The organism is Streptomyces sp. AM25 (genome assembly GCF_058146165.1).
In genome coordinates, this window is record NZ_JBKIWN010000018.1 from 12,173 (window position 1) to 33,088 (window position 20,916).

At 71.2% G+C, this 20,916-nt stretch carries 23 protein-coding genes; 12 read left to right on the forward strand and 11 right to left on the reverse strand.

The genetic code is table 11. The features are described from left to right. Positions 1-154 precede the first annotated feature (154 nt). Positions 155-343, forward strand: a complete 189-nt coding sequence (locus ACLHRZ_RS24390) for a hypothetical protein (RefSeq protein WP_490420631.1) — start codon at positions 155-157, stop codon at positions 341-343. 24 nt (positions 344-367) lie between these two features. Here ACLHRZ_RS24390 and ACLHRZ_RS24395 read toward each other — a convergent pair whose 3' ends face one another. The 4 genes from ACLHRZ_RS24395 to ACLHRZ_RS24410 form a co-directional block, all read right to left on the reverse strand. Next, positions 368-631 (reverse strand): hypothetical protein, encoded by a 264-nt coding sequence (locus ACLHRZ_RS24395; RefSeq protein ID WP_490420632.1) that lies wholly within the window; start codon positions 629-631, stop codon positions 368-370. Between the two features lie 145 nt (positions 632-776). Beyond that, a complete protein-coding gene (locus ACLHRZ_RS24400; RefSeq protein WP_490420747.1) occupies positions 777-1,097 on the reverse strand; it encodes an RNHCP domain-containing protein in 321 nt (106 codons plus the stop codon). Between the two features lie 461 nt (positions 1,098-1,558). After that, entirely contained in the window at positions 1,559-2,785 is a 1,227-nt protein-coding gene (locus ACLHRZ_RS24405; protein WP_490420633.1) for an IS110 family RNA-guided transposase, read from the reverse strand. Positions 2,786-3,155: 370 nt separating this feature from the next. Then, positions 3,156-3,941 carry an SDR family NAD(P)-dependent oxidoreductase gene (locus tag ACLHRZ_RS24410; protein WP_490420634.1) on the reverse strand — a complete coding sequence of 262 codons (786 nt, stop codon included), beginning with the start codon at positions 3,939-3,941 and terminating at the stop codon, positions 3,156-3,158. A 202-nt stretch (positions 3,942-4,143) separates the two neighbouring features. Between ACLHRZ_RS24410 and ACLHRZ_RS24415 the strand changes: the two genes are divergently transcribed. Next, positions 4,144-4,461 carry an ArsR/SmtB family transcription factor gene (locus tag ACLHRZ_RS24415; RefSeq protein WP_490420635.1) on the forward strand — a complete coding sequence of 106 codons (318 nt, stop codon included), beginning with the start codon at positions 4,144-4,146 and terminating at the stop codon, positions 4,459-4,461. A gap of 430 nt (positions 4,462-4,891) precedes the next feature. Next, positions 4,892-5,071, forward strand: coding sequence for a hypothetical protein (locus tag ACLHRZ_RS24420; protein ID WP_490420636.1), 180 nt, complete (start codon positions 4,892-4,894; stop codon positions 5,069-5,071). A gap of 146 nt (positions 5,072-5,217) precedes the next feature. Here ACLHRZ_RS24420 and ACLHRZ_RS24425 read toward each other — a convergent pair whose 3' ends face one another. Further along, positions 5,218-5,664 carry an MmyB family transcriptional regulator gene (locus ACLHRZ_RS24425; RefSeq protein ID WP_490420748.1) on the reverse strand — a complete coding sequence of 149 codons (447 nt, stop codon included), beginning with the start codon at positions 5,662-5,664 and terminating at the stop codon, positions 5,218-5,220. On the opposite strand from ACLHRZ_RS24425, the gene ACLHRZ_RS24430 reads away from it, so the two are divergent. Together ACLHRZ_RS24430 and ACLHRZ_RS24435 are read left to right on the forward strand one after the other, a co-directional pair. Continuing rightward, positions 5,646-6,407 (forward strand): MerR family transcriptional regulator, encoded by a 762-nt coding sequence (locus tag ACLHRZ_RS24430; RefSeq protein ID WP_490420637.1) that lies wholly within the window; start codon positions 5,646-5,648, stop codon positions 6,405-6,407. The genes ACLHRZ_RS24425 and ACLHRZ_RS24430 overlap by 19 nt on opposite strands. Before the next feature lie 185 nt (positions 6,408-6,592). Further along, positions 6,593-7,375, forward strand: coding sequence for a DUF899 family protein (locus ACLHRZ_RS24435; RefSeq protein ID WP_490420638.1), 783 nt, complete (start codon positions 6,593-6,595; stop codon positions 7,373-7,375). A 9-nt stretch (positions 7,376-7,384) separates the two neighbouring features. Here the strand turns inward: ACLHRZ_RS24435 and ACLHRZ_RS24440 are convergent, their stop codons facing one another. Then, a complete protein-coding gene (locus ACLHRZ_RS24440) occupies positions 7,385-7,792 on the reverse strand; it encodes a YunG family protein (protein ID WP_490420639.1) in 408 nt (135 codons plus the stop codon). A 48-nt stretch (positions 7,793-7,840) separates the two neighbouring features. Here ACLHRZ_RS24440 and ACLHRZ_RS24445 point away from each other — a divergent pair, with 48 nt between their 5' ends. From ACLHRZ_RS24445 to ACLHRZ_RS24460, 4 genes are all read left to right on the forward strand, one after another. Further along, positions 7,841-8,506 (forward strand): class I SAM-dependent methyltransferase, encoded by a 666-nt coding sequence (locus ACLHRZ_RS24445; RefSeq protein ID WP_490420640.1) that lies wholly within the window; start codon positions 7,841-7,843, stop codon positions 8,504-8,506. A gap of 33 nt (positions 8,507-8,539) precedes the next feature. Further along, complete coding sequence (locus tag ACLHRZ_RS24450; protein WP_490420641.1) at positions 8,540-8,890, forward strand: hypothetical protein; 351 nt, start codon at positions 8,540-8,542, stop codon at positions 8,888-8,890. A gap of 26 nt (positions 8,891-8,916) precedes the next feature. After that, the gene (locus ACLHRZ_RS24455) at positions 8,917-9,324 is read left to right on the forward strand and encodes a peptidase inhibitor family I36 protein (RefSeq protein WP_490420642.1); all 408 of its coding nucleotides are present in this window, start codon (positions 8,917-8,919) and stop codon (positions 9,322-9,324) included. 308 nt (positions 9,325-9,632) lie between these two features. Continuing rightward, the gene (locus tag ACLHRZ_RS24460; RefSeq protein ID WP_490420643.1) at positions 9,633-10,040 is read left to right on the forward strand and encodes a DUF7144 family membrane protein; all 408 of its coding nucleotides are present in this window, start codon (positions 9,633-9,635) and stop codon (positions 10,038-10,040) included. Between the two features lie 16 nt (positions 10,041-10,056). Here the strand turns inward: ACLHRZ_RS24460 and ACLHRZ_RS24465 are convergent, their stop codons facing one another. Both ACLHRZ_RS24465 and ACLHRZ_RS24470 read right to left on the reverse strand, forming a co-directional pair. After that, positions 10,057-10,869, reverse strand: a complete 813-nt coding sequence (locus tag ACLHRZ_RS24465) for a universal stress protein (protein WP_490420644.1) — start codon at positions 10,867-10,869, stop codon at positions 10,057-10,059. Between the two features lie 300 nt (positions 10,870-11,169). Beyond that, positions 11,170-11,658 (reverse strand): GNAT family N-acetyltransferase, encoded by a 489-nt coding sequence (locus ACLHRZ_RS24470; protein ID WP_490420645.1) that lies wholly within the window; start codon positions 11,656-11,658, stop codon positions 11,170-11,172. A 36-nt stretch (positions 11,659-11,694) separates the two neighbouring features. On the opposite strand from ACLHRZ_RS24470, the gene ACLHRZ_RS24475 reads away from it, so the two are divergent. Further along, positions 11,695-12,333, forward strand: coding sequence for a TetR/AcrR family transcriptional regulator (locus ACLHRZ_RS24475; protein ID WP_490420646.1), 639 nt, complete (start codon positions 11,695-11,697; stop codon positions 12,331-12,333). After that, positions 12,330-13,949 carry a carboxylesterase/lipase family protein gene (locus ACLHRZ_RS24480; RefSeq protein ID WP_490420647.1) on the forward strand — a complete coding sequence of 540 codons (1,620 nt, stop codon included), beginning with the start codon at positions 12,330-12,332 and terminating at the stop codon, positions 13,947-13,949. The genes ACLHRZ_RS24475 and ACLHRZ_RS24480 overlap by 4 nt, the downstream gene beginning before the upstream one ends. Here the strand turns inward: ACLHRZ_RS24480 and ACLHRZ_RS24485 are convergent. Next, the gene (locus ACLHRZ_RS24485; RefSeq protein WP_490420648.1) at positions 13,924-16,320 is read right to left on the reverse strand and encodes a phosphoketolase family protein; all 2,397 of its coding nucleotides are present in this window, start codon (positions 16,318-16,320) and stop codon (positions 13,924-13,926) included. The genes ACLHRZ_RS24480 and ACLHRZ_RS24485 overlap by 26 nt on opposite strands. A gap of 62 nt (positions 16,321-16,382) precedes the next feature. On the opposite strand from ACLHRZ_RS24485, the gene ftsH reads away from it, so the two are divergent. Continuing rightward, a complete protein-coding gene (gene ftsH / locus ACLHRZ_RS24490; protein WP_490420649.1) occupies positions 16,383-18,692 on the forward strand; it encodes an ATP-dependent zinc metalloprotease FtsH in 2,310 nt (769 codons plus the stop codon). Here the strand turns inward: ftsH and ACLHRZ_RS24495 are convergent. Next, positions 18,665-20,107, reverse strand: coding sequence for a sensor histidine kinase (locus ACLHRZ_RS24495; protein ID WP_490420650.1), 1,443 nt, complete (start codon positions 20,105-20,107; stop codon positions 18,665-18,667). The two genes, ftsH and ACLHRZ_RS24495, sit on opposite strands and share 28 nt — an antisense overlap. Beyond that, positions 20,104-20,838 (reverse strand): response regulator transcription factor, encoded by a 735-nt coding sequence (locus ACLHRZ_RS24500; protein WP_490420651.1) that lies wholly within the window; start codon positions 20,836-20,838, stop codon positions 20,104-20,106. The genes ACLHRZ_RS24495 and ACLHRZ_RS24500 overlap by 4 nt, the downstream gene beginning before the upstream one ends. Between the last annotated feature and the right edge of the window lie 78 nt (positions 20,839-20,916).

Here is a 20,916-nt window from a genome sequence, read left to right on the forward strand (position 1 = left end):
GGTACAGGCACCTCCAGCGTCAGGTGTCGTCCTATGTAGGGCGGGAAGCGGGTCGGGAGTTCGATAGTGCAACCCCACACAAGGGACAGGGGACATGGGGGCTAGCTCGCTCGGACATGCATTACGGCATCATTTCATCGTGCGAGGAGATCCGATGCGCCGCATTGCCACCATCGTGCTCTCAGCTCTGGCTCTTATCGGGCTTCTGGCTAGCCCGGCCTCCGCTGCCGTTTCCGCTGGCGCCACATCAGACATTCCCGTTGTCGGCACCCTTGTTACCGACACCGAACGCCTTGCTGAAGCACTGATCTTGCCGCTCAGGGCATTTGCAAGCGGAAATTGAGGAGACTGAACAGTCGGGCGCCGTCTACGAGTCGGCCGCGGCCTTCTCGGTGATGACGATCTTCAGGCCGCGCACGAAAGACTCACCGGTTTTCACGCCACGGATTGTGTAGTCCGGGCCCTCCTTGACGGCGGACAGGCCGTGCATCGTGTCGAGTCCGATGGTGTCTGCCTTCTTGGCGTAGTCGTAGTCCACCAGCATTCGGGTAGCAATACCGTTGATGTTCTGGATCGAATCGTTCACGGCACCCATGGGGATGGCGGGGCAGGCGGAGACCAGAATCATCACCGGCTTGCGAAACGAGTACGCCTCAAGGCCAAAGCTGTTGGACTGCCGACAGCGCGGCGACGGCCTCCACCGCGCGGTCCCAGTCGTCGCCCACATGTTCAGCCGGTGCCCACGGGGATGCCCCCGTGGGCACCGGCTGTTGAAGCTACCCGTGCGTGGACATCAGGGCGATGATGGCGTCGATGTCGTCGCCTTGCACCGGGTCGTCGGCGATCTTGTTGGGTCGGACGAACCCGCAGGCGACGCAGCGGTGGACGAGCACGAGTCCTTTGCCTCGGCGATGCTCGACATGCTGCGGACGCATCGTCCCGCGACAGGCCGAGGCCCGGTCGCCGGGGGTGATGTCGACGTGCTTGGAGCACAAGCACGTCGGGCAGTGGTTGCGGTAGCTCCCGTTGTGCAGCGGCGCGACACTCGCTCCGCAGTTCTCGCAGGTGAAGCCCTGGTTCTGGGCGGTTCTGCCGATGGCTCTGCCTCCGGATCGAAGAAGGGATCTTCAATCGGGAGTGCAGGGTTCCGTTCTGTTCTCGCTGCTCGTTCCGCGATGGGCGGGGCGGGCAGTTCCCAGGCTTGGTGCGGGTGATGGACCGGTTCACCGCCTGTTCCCCCTCGTCAGGGGTCGGCGATTACTTCCGCTTCCTGCTTCACCGGGGCATTTCTCAGCCGCCGGATCCGGACCTCGACCGGGTTTGGTTGATTGTCCCGGTCACTGTCAGCCGAGCCTCCTCAGCTGCCAGCGGTAGGTGTCGTCCCGCTCTCACTGGCGTCGGCGTCGTCCCCCGGATTCAGAGTTCGGCCGTGACCGCCCTGCGTGGTCGGTGCATCATCCCTCCTCCGGCGTCGGCGGTACCGTCGCCGATCAGAACACGCGGGGGACGGCGGCAACAACCCGATTTCGGCTGGTCAGACATCCCATGACGTTTCGAGTCAAGCGGGATGGGGTTGGGCGTGGTGGGCCCAGGCGGTTGCTTCGTCGTAGAGGGTGCGGGTCTTGAGGCAGCCGTGGAGGATGCCGACGAGGCGGTTGCCGACTTGCCGGAGGGCAGGGTTGTAGTCGGCTTCCCGGGCGCGTTGTTTGTCGTAGTAGCGGCGGGCGCCGGGTGAAGCGTGCAGGGCGGAGAACGCTTGCCGCTGGAGGGCGTCGGCGAGGCGGCTGTTGCGCACGAAGCGGGCCTGGACGCTCCTGGTCTTGCCGGAGGCGCGGGTGATGGGGCTGGTGCCGGCGTAGTTCTTCCGCGCCTTGGCGGATGCGTAGCGGGTGGGGTCGTCTCCGAACTCGGCGAGCACCCGGGCGCCGGTGATCTCTGCGATGCCGGGCATCGACAGGTAGATCTCAGCGTCCGGGTGCGCGAGAAAATGTGCCTTCACCTGCGCTTCCATCGTCTCGATCTGTTCGTTCAGCGCGATCAGTATGCGTGCGTGCGCGGTGATGGCGGCTGCGTAGGCTGCGGTCACCGGCTCCGGCAGCACGAGCTGCTGCTCGCGTAGAGCGGTCTGGACCGTGGCCGCTTTCGCGTCCCGGTGATGGCGTCGATGACGGGCCAGCACCGCCGTGATCTGTGTGCGGGTCAGCTTCGCGCCGGCCTGCGGGGTTGGTGCCTTGATCAGCAGTTCCAGCGCGTCCGTGCTGGTCAGCGTCAGATCGGTGTAGGCGGTCAGGGCCGCGGGGTAGTACTCGCGCAAGGAGTTGCGCATCCGCTGGAAAGTGCGGGTGCGTTCCCAGATGAGGGTCTGGTGGGCGCGGGCGACGACCTTGACGGCCTGGGCCTGCTCGCTGTCCCCGGCCACCGGCCGCAGCTGGTCGCGGTCGATGCGGACCATGTCCGCGAGTGCGTGCGCGTCGCCCTTGTCGCTCTTGGCTCCTGAGGAGGCGTAGCGTTCCTTGAACCGGGCGACCTGGCGGGGGTTGATCGCGTAGACCTGGTAGCCGGCTGCGGTCAGGGCCTGGACCCACGCGCCGCGGTCGGTCTCGATTCCCACCACCACATCTGTTGGCTCCAGCTCTTCACCGCCGTGCCGGGCGACCAGTTCGTGGAGCCGGGCGATCCCGGGAATCCCCTCCGGCAGCCGTGCGGTGGCGAGCTTGCGCCCGGTCTCGTCCTGGACCTCGACATCGTGGTGTGGTTCGGCCCAGTCATCTCCGATGAACAGCAACAGCCCAGCTCCCGGTTCCTCTGCGTACACGTGCGTGCAGCCGCGGAAGGCACGGCGCGCGGCCTAATGGATCCAGTGCTCACGCCCCACTTCCCGGCGGGCACGCCATCCCATCAGCGGTCTTGGCCTCCCGGCCGACCAGCAGGGGCACGGTCTGACCACAGAGCTCGGACAGCTCCGGCTACGGCAGTGCTCACCTGCTGGCGGCTACGGCATCAAGTCTCTACGACCCGATACGTCCCATTAGGCCGCGGGGGCCGTCGGCTCGACGAGAACGCCGTCGTCGAACGTGGCGCCGCAGCGGACCAGTGCGAGCGACCAGGCCCGCTGGCGGGGCCTTGCAGCGTGAACCGCCTGACTGGTGCGTGGGTCACACGGTTTTGACGGCGCCGGCGTTGATGGCGTAGTCGGCGCCGTGGATTGCGGCCGCGAGGGGTGAGGCCAGGTAGGCCACGAGCGCGCCGACGTGGCCGGGGTCGACGAACTCGCCGGTGGTCGCCCCCATTTCGACGGGGACGTCACGCAGCAGCTGGTCCAGGGGGATCCCGCGGGCGGCGGCGAGCTTGGCGCCGAAGCCGTCGGGCCCGGCCCACTGCTCGGTGAGAACGGCGCCGGGAGAGATCGTGTTGACCCGTACCCCCTGGGGTCCGTACTCCTCGGCCAGGCCCTTGCTGAAGGTGTTCACCGCTCCCTTGGCGGAGGCGTAGGGCAGGGGCGCCGTGTGGGGGATGCGGCTGCTCATGGAGGAGAAGTTGATGATGCTGCCACCGCGCTTGAGGAGACTGGGCAGGGCGGCGCGGGTGATGCGGACCATGCTGAAGAGGTTCAGGCCGAACATGTCCGCCCACTGCTCGTCGGTGGACTCCAGGAAGGTGGCCGGGTGTTCGTGGTCGCCGCCTCCGCCGAGGTTGTTGACCAGGAGGTCGATCCCGCCGAGTTCCGCCTGGGCCCGCTCGATGAACAGGGCGGGACCGTCAGGGGTGGCGAGGTCGGCGGTGAGGGCGATCGCACCACTGGCCTTCAGCTCCGTGGTGACTGTGCGTGCGCCGGCCACGACACTCACACCCTCGGCGATGAGGGTCCTGGTGATGGCCAGGCCGATGCCGCGGCTTGCGCCCGTGATCACGGCGGTCGTTCCGGTCAACTGGAGATCCATGAAGGGGTCCATTCGGTAGAGCGGGGGCGGATGCCGTCGGTGCATGCAGAACCTTCCGTACGGCAGTTCGACTGTACGGGATGTTTCGTACCTTTGGGGCTGCGCAATCTCTTCGGAGTCGCTGAGTGCGCCCCGGATGCCTCACGTTTCCGCAGGTCAGAGCCCGTTCGGATCTGTATGAAATTTCCCGTACGATCGTTCCATGGTCAGCTATCACCCCGACCTCGGCCAGATCCCGGTCGAAGACGTCCTGGCAGCCCTGGGCAACCCGGTACGGCTGTTCATCGTGCGCGAACTCGCCTCCTCCACCCAGCCGCGCACCTGCGGCAGCCTGCCCGTGACCGTCACCAAAGCCACCGCCACCCACCACTGGCGCGTGCTCCGTGAATCAGGAATCACCCGCGAGCGCCGAGAAGGACGCACCAAGGTCGTGGAACTGCGCCGCCGCGAACTCGACGAACGCTTCCCCGGCCTGCTCGACGCAGCCCTGGCCGCTACCGCACCCTCTCTCAGCGCCTGATCACCACTGGACGCCAGGCGAAGAGTACGGAACGCGTACCGATCTATAAGTATTGGTCGTCCACCCGTGGCGCGATCTCGACTGGGCCCGCCGCGGTGACCACGGTGCGGGGGCGGTGACGACCGTTGCGGACCACCAGGCGGCGGCCCCGCCCGTCCGTCTCGGCCGTCAACTCAGGTACGTGCTAGGCGTGTCCGATGGATCGGCGCCGCCCCACTGGAGACTCTATGGCCCCGCCGGATCGGTGGTGCCGGCTGGTGAGTCGCTGCAAGGTCACACCCTGGCGGGCTTCTGTGCGCCCTGCGGCCCTTGTTCGGGCAACCGCAGGACCGGACAGCCTTGCTCGGACCCGTGCAGCAACCGCTGCCACGTACTGAGGGAGCCTCACTTGTACCGAGACTTGTACCGAGCACGCCGCATCGTCACCACCGTGGCAACAGGCATGGTTCTCACGGTGGGTGGCCTCGTCATTGCAGAGCCTGCCCAGGCAGCTCCCAACCCCATCGGCGCGATCAGCGACACCGTCAACAATTCCCGCAAGGAGGCTGTGAACATCCTGAACGCCGAACTCAACGCCCTCCGTGGCATCTCCGGCGAAAACCCCCGCTAGGGCACCTCTACCTGCCGCACGCCCCGCCGGACAACTCCTGAGCGGGCTTGGCGAAGTGCAGTGCGTGGTCGCGCCCCAAAGGGGCGCGGGGAACTGCGCGAACAGTCCGCAGTTGATGCACTGCACTTACCAATGGAGACGACCTCTCAGCGCCCCGCCCCCTCGGGTACCCCCGCCTCCTGGGGATCCGCCATGTCCAGCAGCAGCATCGCGTCGTGGTCCGGGGTGCCGGGCGGCGCCTGATAGGTGACGAGACGCTGGCCGCCCGTGCGGAAGATCGCCATCACTTCGAAGGTGAGGCACATCGAACCGACCTCCGGGTGCTGGAAGTGTTTCCGGCCGCCGCGCGCCTGGACGTCGTAGCGCTCCCACAGGCGGGCGAACTCCGGGCTCTTCATCACGAGTTCGCCGACGAGCTGGGCCAGCTCCGGCGTGTCCGGATCGGCGCCCGCCATCGCCCGCAGATGGGCCGCGCTGTAGGCCGCCGTCCTTGAAGTTGCCGCAGCGGCAACCTCTACCGTCCTGAACAGGGCCGGAGAGACCGGCCCGGTGAATCGTTCACGAGGAGACGGCGATGGGGTGGCCGATCGCAGAGGTCGCGCGGATGTCGGGCGTGACGGCCCGGACGCTGCGCCACTACGACGAGACCGGGCTCCTGCCGCCGGCGTGGATCGGCACCAACGGGCACCGCTACTACGAGGAACGGCAGTTGCTGCGGCTGCAGCAGATCCTCGTCCTGCGGGAACTCGGTGTCGGGCTTCCCGAGATCGGCCGGATCCTGGCCGAACAGGTCGACGAGCTGGAGGCACTGCGCGGACACCGCAGCCGGCTGCTCGCCGAGCGGGACCGGCTCGACGCGCTGGCCCGCACCGTCTCCCGGACGATCACCGCACTGGAACAGTCCAGGAAGGACGGTGGACCCATGACCAGGATCAACCGGCCGGAGAACCTTTTCGAAGGCGTCCGGCCCGCCATGTACGAGGAGACTCTGCGCGACTTCCCCGAGCACGCCGAGGCGGTCCGGCAGCGCACCGCCACGATGAGCGAGGAGGAGATCGAAGCGGGACACCGCCGGCGGACCGCACAGATGATCCGGATGGCCGAGCACATGGCCACCGGTCTGCCCGCAGACGCCGACGAGGTACTGGCCGAGATCGAGGCCCAGTACCAGGTGCTGACCGCACTGCGCGCCGTCTCCACCGCGGAGTACCGGGCGATGGGACGCTCCTGCGTGGAGAACGCATCGTGGCGCGCGGTGTACGAGGCGGTTGCGCCGGGCCTGGCCGCCTACCAGCGTGACGCCATCGAGGCGTACGCGACGGCCCGGCTGAGCTGATCTGAGTCGAGCTGAGCCGAGCCGCATCGGGCCGCCGCCGGGCACGGGGCCGACGGCGGCCGTCGGCGGTTCCGGTCCGTGCACGTCCGGCTGCGGGCGCATCCTGCCGGGTCGTGGGGCTGTTCTGGTGGTGCAGGGCGTTGTACGACTCTGCTCGGCACACACGACACACCACGGAGGACATCATGGCGAACACCCCCGGCGACCCGGCCACCACGCTGCCCGGCCGCCCGCCCGTCGTCGACCTGGCCACCTGGCAGGCGGCGCGTGACGAACTCCTGATCCGCGAGAAGGCCCACACCCACGAGGGCGACGCCATCGCCGCGGCCCGCCGCCGGCTGCCGATGGTGGAGTTCGACGGCTCGGCCGAGGTCGTCGGACCGGACGGTCCGGTCCCGTTCCTGGACCTGTTCCAGGGGCGCGACGAGCTCGTGGTCTACAAGCACATGTGGTACGACGGCGCGCCGCACCAGGGGCAGTGCGAGGGCTGCACCACCACGGCCTGGCACCTGCAGGACGCCGTCTACCTCAACGCCCGCGGCGTCTCGTTCGCCGTCCTGACCACGGGTCCGTGGGACGAAGCGGCCTCCTACGTCGCGTTCATGGGCTACACCCAGCCCTGGTACTCGGTGCGCGACGCGGACGCGCCGGTCGGCGGCGCCATGGGCTACCTCACCTGCTTCCTGCGCGACGGTGACCGCACGTTCCTCACCTACTCGATGACGGCCCGGGGCAACGAGCGGGTCAACGGGTCTCTCGGCCTGCTCGACATGACGCCCTACGGCCGCGGCGAAGCGTGGGAGGACCACCCCGAGGGTTGGCCCAAGGGGAACAGCCCGTGCTGGTCCTGGCGCTCGGGCGCGGACGGAAACGCCACCTGGGGCCCGACCAGCCGCCCCGTACCGCAGTGGACCCGCCCCGGCGCCACTCCCGTGGACACCCTCGGCCGGCACGGCCACTACCACTGACGCGCTCCCTCACCCGGCGACCACCGGCCCCCGCTGCCCGAGCCGTTCCATGACGCGATCACGGAGCAGCTCGTACTCCTCGCGGAGCCTGGACCACTCGGTCACGGGCGGCCGGGGTATGACGATCCCTCCGGTGACGATCTCCTCCGGCCCGAACTGCTCGCGGGTGAGGTCGATTTCCAGGCCCATGCCCAGGCGGTTCCACCAGTGGTAGTCCACGCGCCTGCCCTCGACGTGGACCTCTCCCCGGATCAGCTCGCCTCCCAGCAGGTCGTTGAGCACCATCGCGGTCACCCCGCACTGGTCACGGGCCGGATTGTCCGGGCTCCAGTGCGACCGGAACTCCGGCGTGCACGTCTCGGCACTCCAACTGCTCCGAACGGCCTGCTCGATGTCTGTGAGAAGCAACGGTGTCATACGGTGATGCTCGCAGGAGGCACTGACAACGGGCGGAGCTGTACCGGCATGGCCGCAGACGAGCACGAGCTGGGGGACGCCCAGCGGGCGCACTGGCAGACCACCTACGGCGCCCACCCCGGCATGTACGGCGAGCAGCCCTCCGACCCGGCCGTCCACGCCTGCGAGGTCTTCCGCGCGGCCGGAGCCACGCACGTGCTGGAACTGGGCGCCGGCCACGGCCGCGACGCCCTGTACTTCGCCCGCGAGGGCTTCACCCTCCAGGCGACCGACTTCTCCACCACCGGCCTCGACCAGCTGCGCGAGGCCGCCCGCGCCCAGGGCGTCGCGGAGCGGGTCACCACGACCGTGCACGACGTCCGCGAGCCGTTGCCGCTGCCGGGCGCCTCCGTCGACGCCGTCTTCGCGCACATGCTGCTCTGCATGGCGCTGTCCACCAAGGAGATCCACGCCCTGGTGGACGAGGCCCGCCGCGTCCTGCGGCCGGGCGGCGTGTTCGTCTACACGGTCCGTCACACCGGCGATGCGCACTACGGCGCCGGTACTGCCCACGGCGACGACATCTACGAACACGGCGGCTTCGCGGTCCACTTCTTCTCCTGCGAGCTCGTCGACGCTCTTGCCGACGACTGGACCCTGGACGAGATCCATCCCTTCGAGGAAGGCGACCTGCCCCGCCGGCTGTGGCGCATCACCCAGAGCCGGCCGCGCTGACCAACGCCGCGTGCGGCTCGGTAGATTGGCCGTATGTCTTCAGTACTTGTGGTGGGGTACGACCCCCTGGCGATCCCCGGCATCGACGGGAAGGCCCTCCGGGCGGCTCTTGAGAAGGAGTTGGGCCGGTTCGCCGAGCACGGCATCGACGCGGCCATGACGCTGATCGTGTTCGACGATTCGGCCGAGTCCGCCCTCGTCGCCTCCTTGACGGAGCGCCCGTGGGACGTGGTCGTCGTCGGGGGCGGGATCCGCAAGGCGGAGCCGCTGCTCCCGCTCTTCGAGCAAGTGATCAACCTGATCCGCCGTCACGCACCGCAGGCCGCCATCGCGTTCAACACCAGCGGCGGCGACAGCATCGAGGCGGCACAGCGCTGGCTCTGAGCCTGCTGGTGCTGTTCCCTGGAGAGATGAGAAACGCGTTGCGCGCCCTGCTCGTGCCGGTGGCTGCCGTGGCCGCCGTCGCGATGCCGGTCTCCACGGCCCATGCGGCCGACGGCTACGACCGCTGCCCTGACGGCTCGTACTGCATGTTCTCGGGCCTCGACGGCACCGGCGACATGATCACGCTGACGGGCAGCACACCGGATCTCGCGGCGCTCGGCATGAACAACCGGGGCGAGTCGGACTGGAACCGGACCTCTTCCACCGTCTACCTGTGGTCCGGCGCGAACTACACCGGCTGTACGTCCGTCACGTCCGCCGGCCCGACCGGCAAGGGCAACTTCTTCCCCGACTTCCGGGACTTCTTCAACTCGGTGCAGTTCGACGGCCCCGGCGGCCCGAGTTGCGGCACGCCGCCGGGCGAGGGCGGCTGAGCGGGGGCAACCCCACGTTCCCCGGAGCCTGTGCTCATCAGCACCGCCTACGCCGGTATCGCTGCCACCCCCAGGGACATCCTCAGCTAGGTCCCGGACAGCCACAGGTACGGCACCGCGGTCGTGGTGCCGCACGGGCCGTCGGCACACTCACGGCAACGGTCTCGTCACCCACGGCGTCCGCCCCGGCAGCCCGCGTGCGATCACCGGCGGGCGCGAGCGACCATGGAAGGGAGCGGTCCGGCTCGTCCGAGCCGGGACGTGCTTTCCCCGTGCCTGGAGCACCACGCAGGCAAAGGAGGACGATCATGGCATCCGCTCCTGATACCCACGCCGACAAGTGCACGGCCGCTGCCGGCCTCACGGTGTTCGCAGCCGTCATGATGCTGATCGCGGGGTTCCTGAACCTCTTCCGCGGCATCATGGCCGTGCTCCACAACGCGGTGTACCTCAAGACACCCGACTACGCCTTCAAGTTCAGTCTGGGAGGCTGGGGTTGGATCCACCTGTTCCTCGGCATCGCCGCGATCATGATCGGGGTCGGGCTGTTCCGCGTCTCCCTCTGGGCCAGAATCCTGGGGGTTGCCGTCGCGGCCATGGTCCTGGTCGCCAACTTCCTGTCCATTCCCTACTACCCGCTGTGGTCGATCGTGCTCATGGCCCTGTGCGTCTTCGTCATCTGGGGCCTGTGCACGGTGCGCCACGAACACACCTGACCGGTGTGGCAGCCGCTCAGCCGAGCGGTACGACCGCGACCGGGCACGGCGCGTGGTGCAGCGCCGCATGGGCCACGGGGCCGAGGGCCACGCCGAGGGGGTGCCGGTGCTCGCGCCGGCCGACGACGAGCAGGGCGGCCTGCCCGGCCGCTTCCAGCAGGTGCTGGGCCGCGGAGCCGGTCGTCAGCCACTCGTCGACCTCCACCGCCGGCATCCGCTCCCGCCAGGGGCGCAGCACCTCGGCCAGCGCGCTGCCGCCCCGCGGCTCCGGCTGCCCGTCGCCGACCTGCACGATCCGCAGTACCGCGGCGCGGGCGGCGGCGGCCTCGAAGGCGAGGGCGAGCAGCGGGTCGTAGGGCCGGGCGGGGCCGAGCCCGAGCACGACCGCCCCGTCCCCGTTCGCCGGTCCTGCCGGCCCTTCGTGGACGACCACCACCGGGCGGGGCGCATGCGTGGCCACCGCCAGGCTCACGGGCCCCAGCAGGAACCCCTGCAGGGTGCCGAGCTCCCGTGAGCCCAGCGCCAGCGCCTCCGCGTCCCGTGCGGCGTCGACGAGGGCCCTGACCGGCGGTTCCGTCACCCGGTCCACGTCGATCCGCAGGTCCGGGTGCGCCTCGGTGAGCCGTTCCTGGGCCACCTCGAGCCTGCTCTCGGCCCACTCCCGCTCGGCGGAGGCTCCGGGCGCGTCCCGTGTGGCGTCCGTCTGTACGTCCAGGACGTGCACGATGCGCAGCGGCACCCCGCGCAGCACGGCCTCCCGGCCCGCCCAGGCGGTAGCGGCCAGGCTCTCGGCGGAGCCGTCGAAGCCGACGGTCACCGGTCGCACCACGGGCCACCTCCCTGCACGGATACGCATGCGGATACGCATGCGCACGCGTATGCGTTCGTCTATGGCCAGACTGCCGTTTGTGCCGGTCCTGCGCATCCGGGGAGGGCGGCCGGCGCACCGGGCCGCGCTTGCTCATGGGTGGACGGGAAGGCCCATCCACTTCTCGCGGATCCTGATTGCGCGGTGCACGGTCTTTCTCCGCTTCCCCGCGTCTCTCACAGGGGCCTTCCCGTCACTTCCAGCACACCACGTAACGGCACTTCCCGCCAGGCCCCGGCCCTGTTCGCCGGGGGCGGGGGCTCACTCCGCGCGGTCCCGCCCCACCTCGTACTGGAGCAGGCGCGGCGAGGCCTCGAATCCGTGACGGGCGTACGCCGCAACCGCCCGGTCGCTGGAGTGCACCGTCACCCGTTCCAGGCCCAGATCGCGCGCCCACGACACCACCGCCTCGATCAGCTCGCCGCCCAGACCGCGGTCGCGTTCGTCCGGCATCACGTACACGCACTGCACGTCGCCCGAGGCCCGCTCGAACGCGCCCGGATGCGGGACGCGCCGGGCGGTCGCCAGCCACGCCATGCCGATGACCTTCTGGCCGCGGAGCAGCACCATGCACCGGTGCGAGGACTCGTTCTCCCGGGCCCAGGCCACGAACCGGGGCACGAACTCCTCCAGCGCGGTGTCGGGCGTTCCGTACAGCTCCTGCATCCAGCGCCAGCGGAGTCCGGCGACAGCGGCCAACTCGCCGTGCCGGACAGGGCGGATCGCGATGTCGTTCATGGCTTCATCCATGGTTCCATTCTTGAACAGGCCTGCTAAATTTCATACATGACTGTTCAGACTGCCCGGGGGAGCGGGGACGAGTCGTTCATCCAGGCCGCTCGTCGCAGACAACTGGTGCGGTGTGCCACCGAGTTGATCGCCGAGGTGGGGCTGGTGCGGGCATCGACCGTGCGTATCGCCGAGCGCGCCGGGGTGAGCCGTGGCGTGCTCACCTATCACTTCCGCGACCGGGCCGATCTGATCGAGCAGGTGGTGCAGTCGGTGTACGACATCGGTGCCGCGTTCCTGGTGCCCCGGATGCGGGTGGCCAGGACTCCGCGCGACATGCTGCTGACCTTCATCGGCGGCAGTGTCGAGCTGTACGCCGCCCACCCGGTCCAGATGACCGCGCTGACCGAGATCTACGCGGACAAGGACGGCGTGCCCCGGCCGCGTCACGAGCGGCACACCCGGGAAATGGCGGATCTGGCGGCCGTCATGCGCGCCGGTCAAGCACAGGGCCAGTTCCGGGAGTTCAACGTCGACATCATGTGCGCGACCCTCCGCGGCGCGCTGGACGCGGCACTGGCGCACATCGCAGCCGGCGGGCCCGTCGAGCCGTACGCGTCCGAACTGCGGGCCACCTTCGACGCCGCAACCACCGCCATCGGAACAACAGCAGCAACAACAAAGGGGGAGTCATGAGGTTACGCACGCTCGCCGCCGCCATTGCCGCGGCACTGGTCGCCCTGTCCGCTCCGGGCACGGCCCAGGCGGCCACGCCGCCGGCCGCACCGCTCACCGTGCGCGTGGACACCGGGCAGCTGCGCGGCGACGCCACCGCGACCACCCGGCACTTCTTCGGCGTGCCCTACGCGAAACCGCCCGTCGGCGCCCTGCGTTGGACGGCGCCACAGCCGGCGGCCCCGTGGACCGGCGTCCGCGAGGCCACCCGGCCCGGCAACCGGTGTGCGCAGACGGCCGCCGGGCCGGGGCAGCCCGCTTCGACGGACGAGGACTGCCTGTTCGTCAACGTCACCACGCCGCGCCGGATGGCGCCGGGCGCCCGGCTGCCCGTCATGGTGTGGTGGCACGGCGGCGGCTACACCGGCGGCGCCGGCAGCGACTACGGCGCCGACCGGCTCGCGGACCAGGGCAACGTCATCGTCGTGACGCTCAACTACCGGCTCGGCATCTTCGGTTACTTCGGCCTGCCGGGCCTGCCCGGATCCGGCAACTTCGGGCTGGAGGACCAGATCGCCGGTCTGCGGTGGGCCAAGCGCAACGCCGCCGCGTTCGGCGGCGACCCGCACAACATCACGGTCTTCGGCGAGTCGGCGGGCGGCATGTCGGCCTGTGCGCTGCTGACCTCGCCGCAGGCGCGGGGCCTGGTCGACAAGGCGGCCGTCTCGTCCGGGTCGTGCCTGCTGGACTGGCCGGCCGGCGGCGTGTTCCCGGGCGTGCCGGAGGAGACGCCGTACACCTCGCTGTCGCAGGATCAGGCGGACGGTGTCGCAGCCGCCCGCAGCAGCGGATGCCGCACGGACGTACTGGCCTGCATGCGGGCCAAGCCGGCCGCCGACCTGCTGCCGCACACCGCGGACTTCGCCGACCATCTCGCCTACGGCACCCCGGAGTTGCCGCTGAACCCGGCGACGGCGCTGCGGAAGGGGGTCTTCCTCCACGTGCCGGTGATCTCCGGGGGTAACCGGGACGAGGCGCGTTCGTACGTGGGCGGCGCCGTGCGGGCCGACCCGGCCCTGATCACCGCCGCGACCTACCCGGCGCTGCTGCGCACCGCCTTCGGGGCCGCCGCGGACCGGGTGGCGGCCCGATATCCGCTGTCGCGGTACGGGGGGTCGGCGCCGCTGGCGTGGGCCACCGTTGTCACCGATGCGTCGTGGGCGTGCCAGACGGCGGCGGCCGACCGGGACCTGGCCGCGCACACCACCGTGTATCCGTACGAGTTCGCCGATCCCGACGCCCCCAACGTGAACAGGATCGACGTTCCCGGGCTGCCCCAGGGGGCCGCGCACGCCACCGACCTGCCGTCGCTGTTCGACCTCGGCGGTCACTACCTGATGAAGACGAAGGCGCAGCAGGCGATGGCGGCGACGATGGTCGGGTACTGGAGCACGTTCGCCCGCACCGGGAACCCGAACCATCCCGGGGCGCCGCGGTGGGCTGCCGGGACGGACCGGGGCGCCGGCCAGATGCAGTTCGTGCCGGGCCGCGTCCGGGAGGCGGACGTGGCCGGCGAGCACGGGTGCGGATTCTGGTCGTCCGTAGGGAAGTTCAGCCCGCCCACGTCCAGTCGGTGACCTCCGGCAGGTCCGTCCCGTGCTCCCGGATCCAGGAGTGGTGGCGGTTGCGCGTGTCCTCCATCGCCTGCCGGACCGTGGCGGCGCGTACCGCCAGGCCCGGGACGCGGTCGATCACGTCCATGACCAGGCGGTAGCGGTCGAGGTCGTTGCGGACGACCATGTCGAAGGGCGTCGTCGTGGTGCCGATCTCCTTGTAGCCGCGCACGTGCAGGTGGTCGTGGCCGGTGCGGCGGTAGGCGAGGCGGTGGATGAGCCAGGGGTAGCCGTGGTAGGCGAAGACGACCGGCTTGTCGCGGGTGAACAGGGCGTCGTACTCCGCGTCGGTCATGCCGTGCGGGTGCTCCGCCGAGGGCAGCAGCCGGGCCAGGTCCACGACGTTGACGACGCGCACGGCCAGTCCGGGCAGCCGGTGGCGGACGAGCTGGGCGGCCGCCAGCACCTCCAGGGTGGGCACGTCACCGGCGCAGGCGAGGACGACGTCGGGTTCCCCGGTGCCGTTCTCGGTGCCGGCCCACTCCCAGACGCCGGCGCCGCGGGCGCAGTGCGCCCGCGCCTGCTCCAGGCCCAGCCAGTCGAAGCAGGGCTGCTTGCCCGCGACGACGACGTTGACGTAGTCGCGGCTGCGCAGCACGTGATCGGCCACCGCCAGCAGGGTGTTGGCGTCCGGCGGCAGGTAGACCCGTACGGCTTCGGGGCTCTTGTTGAGGATGTGGTCGATGAAGCCGGGGTCCTGGTGGGAGAAGCCGTTGTGGTCCTGGCGCCAGACGTGGGAGGTGAGCAGGTAGTTGAGGGAGGCGACGGGGCGCCGCCAGGGCAGGCGGCGGGAGACGCGCAGCCATTTGACGTGCTGGTTGACCATGGAGTCGACGATGTGGACGAACGCCTCGTAGCAGGAGAACAGGCCGTGCCGGCCGGTGAGCAGGTAGCCCTCCAGCCAGCCCTGGCAGGTGTGTTCGGAGAGGATCTCCATGACGCGGCCGTGCCGGTCGAGGTGTTCGTCGGTGGGGACCGTCGTGGCCTGCCAGGCCTTGCCGCTGGCGCGGTAGACGGCGTCGAGCCGGTTGGAGGCCGTCTCGTCGGGGCCGACCAGGCGGAAGTCCCGGCGCTCGCCGGTGGCCTCCATGACGTTCTCCAGCAACTCGCCCAGCACGCGTGTCGGTTCGTGCAGGGACGTGCCGGGCTTGTCGACGGGGACGGCGAAGCGTTCCAGCGGCGGCAGGGGCAGCTCGCGCAGCAGCAGGCCGCCGTTGGCGTGCGGTGTCGCGCCGAGCCGGCGCGTGCCCTCGGGGATGCAGGCGAGCACCTCGGGCCGGGGGCGTCCGTGCTCGTCGAAGAGCTCCTCCGGGCGGTACGAGCGCAGCCATGCCTCCAACTGCCGCAGGTGCTCGGGGTTCTCGCGGACGCCGGGCAGCGGCACCTGGTGCGCGCGCCAGGTGTCCTCGACGGGCAGGCCGTCGACCTCGGCGGGCCCGGTCCAGCCCTTGGGCGTGCGCAGCACGATCACCGGCCAGCGGGGGCGTTCGGTCACGCCCTCCTCCCGGGCGGTCCGCCGGAGCCGGTCGATCCGGTCGAGCGCGGTGTCCATCGCCTGGGCCAGGTCCCGGTGGACGAACACCGGGTCGTCGCCGGGCTCCGCGGTCACGTGGAGGGGCGCGTGGCCGTAGCCGCGCAGCAGTTCGTCCAGCTCGGGCTCGGGGAGGCGGGCGAGGACGGCCGGGTTGGCGATCTTGTAGCCGTTGAGGTGGAGGATCGGCAGGACGGCGCCGTCGTGCACGGGGTCGAGGAATTTGTTGGAGTGCCAGGACGCGGCCAGCGGTCCCGTCTCGGCCTCGCCGTCGCCGATGACGCAGGCGACGAGCAGGCCCGGGTTGTCGAAGGCGGCCCCGTAGGCGTGGGAGAGGGAGTAGCCCAGCTCCCCGCCCTCGTGGATCGAGCCGGGGGTCTCCGGGGCGACGTGGCTGGGCACGCCGCCGGGGAAGGAGAACTGCCGGAACAGCCGCTCCATGCCGGGTGCGTCACGGCTCACGTCCGGATACGTCTCCGAATAGGAGCCCTCCAGCCAGGAGTTGGCCAGCACCGCGGGCCCGCCGTGCCCGGGGCCCCAGACGCACAGCGCGTCCAGGCCGTGGGCGCGGATGGCGCGGTTGAGGTGGGTGTGGACCAGGTTGAGGCCCGGCGAGGTGCCCCAGTGGCCCAGCAGCCGGGGCTTGATGTGCTCGGGGCGCAGCGGCTGCGCCAGGAGCGGGTTGGCCATGAGGTAGATCTGCCCGACGGCCAGGTAGTTCGCGGCTCTCCAGTGTGCGTCCAGGGCCCGCAGCTCCTGGTCGGTGAGGGCGGTGGCCGGTTCCGGGGTCGTGACGTCGCGCATGACTGCCTCCGGGGGTCGCGGAGTCCGTCCGTTTTCTGCGAGCCTGGCGCCCGTGCGGGCCGTTGCACCAGGGCCCACCGGCCCATCGTGCGCGCCCGCTGTGCCCCTGTCGAATCGCGGGCAGCGCCCACGCGGCACAGGGCATCGTCGTCCGCTACGGGATCGCCGCCGCCCTGCTGGTCCCGGGGGCCTACCACCTGGTGCCGGTGACGGACCCGGTCGCGCCGCCCGGGCCCCTGGCCTTCCGGGCGCCGGCCCTCGCGGCCGTCCTGGTCGTCCTCGGCCTCGCCGCCGCGTTCTGGTTCCTGCGGCCGGTGAGCCCGCCGAAGCGCAGCGCGCCCGCCGCCGCGCCGCTGCCACCGGCCCGGCCGCCGGGCCGCGGCCCCCGGTGCATGATGGAAGGACGGGCGGAACAGAACCCGTGGGAGAAGAGCGGTTCCGTGATCACACGCATGCGCCTGCCGCACCGCCACCTGGCACCGCCGACGGAGCCCGGGCCGCCGCCCGAGGGACCGCGCAAGCGGCCCGCACCGGCGCCGCAGACGCCCCGCTGGTGGCTGTGGATCATGCCGTTCGTGCTGCTGGGCCTGCTGATCGCCCTGGCGACCTCGCGCGGCCTGACGGGCCCGTCCCGCAACCAGGTCTCCTACAGCGACTTCGTCGGCAAAGTCGGCGCCGGCCAGGTGCAGACCGTCGAGATCAACGACAAGGGCACGGTCGAGGGAACCCTCAAGAACGGCACGCACTTCACCACCCAGCTCCCCACCGCCCTCGGCTCCGGCGGCCTGGAACAGCAGCTGCAGGCCCAGCACGTGGGCATCTCCGCCGTGCAGAGCAGCAGCGGCAGCGTCTGGCCCTCCCTCCTGTTCGCCTTCCTGCCGCTGCTGCTCCTGGCCGCCTTCTTCTTCTGGGGCTTCCGCCGGGCGGCCGGATCGCTGTCCGGCGGCATCAGCGCCATCGGACGCTCCCGCGCGAAGATCATCGAAGCGGAGCGGCCGACCACGGGTTTCACCGACATCGCGGGCTACGACGGGGTCAAGCAGGAGATCAGCGAGGTGGTGGACTTCCTGCGGAACCCCGGCCGGTACGCCGCCGCCGGCGCCAAGGGGCCACGCGGCGTGATCATGGTCGGGCCGTCCGGCACCGGCAAGACGCTCTTCGCCCGGGCGGTCGCCGGGGAGGCCGACGTCCCCTTCCTGTCCGTGACCGGCTCGGCCTTCGTCGAGATGTTCGTCGGCGTCGGCGCGTCCCGGGTGCGCGACCTCTTCGACGAGGCCCGCAAGCGCGGGCCCTCGATCATCTTCATCGACGAGATCGACGCCGTCGGCGGACGCCGCGGCGGCGGCACCCGGCTCGGCGGCAACGACGAGCGCGAACAGACCCTCAACCAACTCCTCGCGGAAATGGACGGGTTCGACCAGAGCAGCGGCATCGTGGTGCTCGCCGCCACCAACCGCCCCGACGCCCTCGACCCCGCCCTGCTGCGGCCCGGACGCTTCGACCGGCAGGTCACCGTGCCCCTGCCCAACCAGGCCGAACGTGCGGCCATCCTCGCCGTCCACGCCCGCGGCAAGACCCTCGACCCCGGGGTCGACCTGGACACCGTGGCCCGCGCCACCCCCGGCTTCTCCGGCGCCGACCTCGCCAACCTCGTCAACGAGGCGGCCATCAACGCCGTCCGGGCCGACCGCGCGACCCTCACCCAGGGGGACCTGGACACCGCCCGCGACCGGGTGCTGCTCGGCCGGCGCGAGACCTCCAACGCCCTGCTCCCCGAGGAACGGCACTCCGTCGCCGTCCACGAGTCCGGCCACGCCCTCGTCGCCGCGCTGTGCGAACACGCCGACCCGGTCGCCAAGGTCACCATCCTCCCGGCCGGGGTGACCCTCGGCGTCACCGAGCAGCTGCCCGAGGCCGAACGGCACCTCTACAGCGAGAGCTACCTCACCGACCTGCTCGCCGTCCGCCTCGGCGGCCGGGCCGCCGAACTGGTCGTCTTCGGCGAGGGCTCGACCGGGGCGGCCAACGACCTGGCCGGCGCCACGGAGATCGCCACCCGCATGGTCCGCGAATTCGGCCTCTCCCCGGCCCTGGGCCCGGTCGGCTACGCCTCGTCCGCCCTGCAGTACCTCGGCGAACCGGCCGGCGAGGACCTGCTGCGCCGCCCCCCGTACTCCGAGCAGACCCAGCGCATCGTCGACGAGGAGGTCGCCCGCCTGATCCGGCACGCCGAGCAGCGCGCCCTGGACCTGCTCCGGGAGCACCGCGCCGCCCTCGACCGGCTCGCCGACCTCCTCGTCGCCCGCGAGACCATCGACGGCTCCGTGGTCGTCGACGTGCTGCGTCAGGAGCCGGGGGCGGACGGCCCCTGACGGGGGAGCCGCACCCGGAACGCCGTGTGCCCGGGCCTGCTGGTGACGCCGACGGTGCCGCCGTGCGCGGTGACGACGGCCTCGACGATCGCCAGGCCCAGACCGGTGCTGCCCGAGGCGCGCGAGCGGTTGTGATCGGCACGGGTGAACCGCTGGAAGACCTCGGGCTGCAGGGCCTCGGGGATGCCGGGGCCGTTGTCGGTCACCGTGAGCTCGGCGCCGGCCGGGGAGGCCGCGATGCGCAGCGTGACGTCGGTGCCGGAGGGTGTGTGCGTGCGGGCGTTGCCGAGGAGGTTGGCGATCACCTGGTGGAGGCGGTGCTCGTCGCCGGTCACCGTCACCGGCTCCTCGGGCAGGTCCAGCAGCCAGTGGTGACCGGGTGCGGCGACACGGGCGTCGTCGACGGCGTCGAGGGCGAGCCGGGTGAGGTCGGCGGCCTCCCGGGCCAGCGGCCGGCCGGCATCGAGCCGGGCCAGCAGCAACAGGTCGTCGACGAGGCCGCTCATGCGCTGCGTCTCGGACTGGATGCGCTGCAGCGCATGCCGGACCTCGCCGGGCACCGGCCCGGGATGGCGCAGCGCCAGCTCGGCGTGGGCGCGCACGGTGGCCACCGGGGTGCGCAGCTCGTGCCCGGCGTCGGCGGCGAAGTGCCGCAGCCGCTGCTCGCTCGCCTTCCGCCGGGCGAGGGCGTCGCCGACGTGCCCCAGCATGCGGTTCAGCGCGGCGCCCACCTGGCCGACCTCGGTGCGGGTGTCGGTGTCGGGAACGGGGTCCGGCATGGCGAACTCGCCGCTCGCCAGCGGGAGTTCGCTCACCTCGGCCGCGGTGGCGGCCACTCGCCGCAGCGGGCGCAGGGACAGCCTGACCCAGGCCGCGCCCGCCACCCCGGTGACGGCGAGGGCGGTGCCGAAGACCACGGCCTCGACCAGCTCCAGGCGGTGGACGGTCTCCTCCACCCGGTGCAGCGGCATGCCGGTGACCAGTACGTCGCCGTCGTCGCCGCGCACGGCCACGGCCCGGTAGGAGCCCAGTGCCGACAGCCGGATGCCGTGGCCGCGTCCGTCGCGGGGGAGGTCTGCCAGGGCGTTCCGGTCCGCGGCGGTGAGCGGCACGGCCTCGTCCGTCTGCTCGCGCACGACGGCGGCCGTGGTGGTCTCGCCGCGCGTCAGCCGGGCGCCGAAGGTGCCGTCGGACTGCCCCCGGGTGTCCGGCCGGTTGTCCCCGTCGGGATCCTCGTCGTGCTCCAGGCTGGCGGCGAACTTCCCTCCGGACGCCACGAGTTGCTGGTCCAGCCGGCCCACGAGGAAGGACTCCAGGGCCAGCGAGGTCGTCACCCCCACCGTGAGGGAGGCCAGCGCGAGCAGCAGCACCAGCCCGGCGGTGAGGCGGGCGCGCAGCGTCCGGGGCGCTCTCACGCAGCCTCCGGCTTGAGGACGTACCCGACCCCGCGCACCGTGTGGATCAGCGGGGTGCGCCCCGCGTCGACCTTCTTGCGCAGATAGCTGATGTACAGCTCCACGACGTGGGCGCGGCCGCCGAAGTCGTAGGCCCACACCCGGTCGAGGATGACGGCCTTCGACAGCACCCGGCGGGGGTTGCGCATCAGGAAGCGCAGCAGCTCGAACTCGGTGCGGGACAGCTCCACGGCCGTCCCCGCCCGGCTCACCTCGCGGGCCTCCTCGTCCATCACCAGATCCCCGACGACCAGCAGGCTGCCGCTCGGCTCGCGGGCCATGCCCGCCCGGCGCAGCAGCCCGCGCAGCCGGGCGAGGACCTCCTCCAGGCTGAACGGCTTCGTGACGTAGTCGTCGCCGCCCGCCGTGATCCCGGCGATACGGTCCTCGACGGCGTCGCGCGCCGTGAGGAAGAGGACGCACACCCCCTGCGCGTCCGCCCGCAGCTCGCGCAGCACGGCCAGGCCGTCCGTGTCGGGCAGCATCCAGTCCAGCACGACCGCGTCGGGCCGGAAGGAGCGTGCCGCGGCGACGGCGGACGCACCGTCCCCGGCGCTGCGCACCTCCCAGCCCTCGTAGCGCAGGGCCTGGCACAGGACGTCGGTGAGGTCGTGCTCGTCGTCGACCACGAGCACGCGGACGGGCCCGCCGTCGGGCCTGCACAGGGCGGGGGAGGGGGTGCGGTTCAGCATGGTGCGCCCAGCATTCCGCATCGTTCTGTGCGCCGGGGGCCGGAAACCTGTGGATTCCTTCTGAGTATCTTCTCCGGC